We start from the raw sequence: 2,578 nt of genomic DNA, 5'->3' as shown, positions 1-2,578 counted from the left end.
TGCAACAGATAGGTCTTATTGACAATTTGAGACCTATCTTTTTCTATCACAGATCGTTACACTCTTGACGTATCAATCGTTTCAAGCCATATCGTCGCCCCCCCAGCTTACTCCCCTAGATTATACTATCCTAAATTAGGACCAAATAATTAGTCAATTTTCTAGCTATGGTAGATTGATTATAGTTTTTTTAAAAGGATATCGCCAAAAACACTGATCAGGTAAACATTCAGCTCTCAGCTGTCAGGGATCATCCCTTGATTAGTCATTAATCAGTAGTCATTGGTCATTTGTCTAATGCGATCGCGAAGCTGTTCCTTGTTCCGTTCGCGAACGGAACATCGCATCTTAACAAGACTCAGCCGTCAGCCGTCAACATATTTCACTCGACTCTGGTTTGCGTTCGCGAACGGAACATGGCATCTTAACAAGACTCAGCCATCAGGGATTACCCCTGAATATTATTTCACTCGATTCTAGTTTGCGTTCGCGAACGGAACATCGCATTATGAATCGGGGGGTAGAGTCCCAATGTTGACGAGACCCGAATCCCCTCATATCGTTGTAAATTTTCTCGAAGTGCTGACGCAGTTGAGGAAGAATAACCTTTAAAATCTCTCTCACGGTAACCAACTCAAATGGATAAAATTCGCTTATTGCTTATTGTTTCAGTTTAATCCCTCTTGGCTAGGTTTGTCTAAAGACCATTGCTCAGGACTGAGCCACTGATCCAGTATAATCAAATTAAGTCGAGATGGCATAGTGCTTGTAGATAGCAAGACTAATCATGGCAGCAACACACATACGCTTTGACTGGGCGATCAAAAAACAACTGCGAGATAAAGCTAATTATGTTGTCCTCGAAGGCTTTATCAGCGAATTACTCGGGGAAGTGATTACCATTGAATCGATATTAGAAAGCGAAAGTAATCGAGGGACACAAGACAATAAACTCAACCGGGTGGATATTCTAGCTCTCAATAGTGCGGGAGAGTTATTGCTGGTGGAGGTGCAAAATAGTTCGGAAAATGATTACTTTCAGCGGATGTTATTTGGAGTTTCGACTCTGATTACCGAATATCTGGATAAAGGAGAGCCTTATAGTAAAGTCAAAAAGGTCTACTCCATTAATATAGTTTACTTTCCCCTCGGCCAAGGAGAAGATTACATATATGAGGGGAAATTAGATTTTATCGGACGTCATATCCAGGATAGACTAGAGCCATCAAATCTCCAGAAGGAGTTGTTCAAAATTGAGCAGGTGTACCAGATATTTCCGGAATATTACATCTTGAGAGTCAAACAGTTTAATGATGTGACCAGAAACAGTTTGGATGAATGGATATATTTCCTAAAAAATAGTGAAATCAAGGAAGACTTCCAAGCCAGGGGATTAGCCCAAGCCAAGGAAAACCTGAGGATTGAGAGTCTACCAAATACAGAAAAGGCAGCCTATCAGAAATATCTGGAAGATAAACGGTATGAAATTAGTATGCTGGAAGGGGCAGAGGCAGTCGGAGAATTAAGGGGTAGAGAAGAGGGCATAAAACAGGGTAGAGAACAGGGCATAAAACAGGGAATAAAACAGGGCATAGAACAGGGCATAGAACAGGGCATTCAACAAGAACGTCGTGCTAGCTTGGAGCGAATACTCCAACTAAGATTTGGAACGATTCCTTCAGAGATATCTGAAACAATACAAGGCTTAGATATCCAACAAGTGGACAACTTGATGGCAACGGCATTAACAGCTAGTTCTTTAGATGAGTTTAGCCAACATCTGCCGAAGTAATGGCCAGGTGTTAAACTAGAAGTCTAAAAGAGATTAAGTCGAGATGGCATAGTGCTTGTAGATAGCAAGACTAATCATGGCAGCAACACACATACGCTTTGACTGGGCGATCAAAAAACAACTGCGGGATAAAGCTAATTATGTTGTCCTCGAAGGCTTTATCAGCGAATTACTCGGGGAAGTGATTACCATTGAATCGATATTAGAAAGCGAAAGTAATCGAGGGACACAAGACAATAAACTCAACCGGGTGGATATTCTAGCTCTCAATAGTGCGGGAGAGTTATTGCTGGTGGAGGTGCAAAATAGTTCGGAAAATGATTACTTTCAGCGGATGTTATTTGGAGTTTCGACTCTGATTACCGAATATCTGGATAAAGGAGAGCCTTATAGTAAAGTCAAAAAGGTCTACTCCATTAATATAGTTTACTTTCCCCTCGGCCAAGGAGAAGATTACATATATGAGGGGAAATTAGATTTTATCGGACGTCATATCCAGGATAGACTAGAGCCATCAAATCTCCAGAAGGAGTTGTTCAAAATTGAGCAGGTGTACCAGATATTTCCGGAATATTACATCTTGAGAGTCAAACAGTTTAATGATGTGACCAGAAACAGTTTGGATGAATGGATATATTTCCTAAAAAATAGTGAAATCAAGGAAGACTTCCAAGCCAGGGGATTAGCCCAAGCCAAGGAAAACCTGAGGATTGAGAGTCTACCAAATACAGAAAAGGCAGCCTATCAGAAATATCTGGAAGATAAACGGTATGAAATTAGTATGCT

At 40.8% G+C, this 2,578-nt stretch carries 3 protein-coding genes; all 3 read left to right on the top strand.

Annotated elements, in window-relative coordinates; all coding sequences use genetic code 11:
* Positions 1 to 282 precede the first annotated feature (282 nt).
* Positions 283 to 480, top strand: coding sequence for a hypothetical protein (locus F6K37_RS11090; protein ID WP_131826841.1), 198 nt, complete (start codon positions 283 to 285; stop codon positions 478 to 480).
* Positions 481 to 787: 307 nt separating this feature from the next.
* A complete protein-coding gene (locus tag F6K37_RS11085; RefSeq protein WP_287250156.1) occupies positions 788 to 1,792 on the top strand; it encodes a PD-(D/E)XK nuclease family transposase in 1,005 nt (334 codons plus the stop codon).
* 76 nt (positions 1,793 to 1,868) lie between these two features.
* A partial coding sequence (locus tag F6K37_RS11080; protein ID WP_287250153.1) for a PD-(D/E)XK nuclease family transposase occupies positions 1,869 to 2,578 on the top strand: 710 nt, incomplete at its 3' end.

This window comes from Moorena sp. SIO4E2 (genome assembly GCF_010671945.1).
In the GTDB taxonomy this organism is placed as follows: Bacteria; Cyanobacteriota; Cyanobacteriia; order Cyanobacteriales; family Coleofasciculaceae; genus Moorena; species Moorena producens.
This window is presented reverse-complemented; position numbering and strand designations above follow the sequence as displayed.

Excerpts from the sequence above, each read along its gene's own strand:
- F6K37_RS11085 (WP_287250156.1), top strand. The coding sequence starts at position 788 with ATGGCAGCAACACACATACGCTTTGACTGGGCGATCAAAAAACAACTG.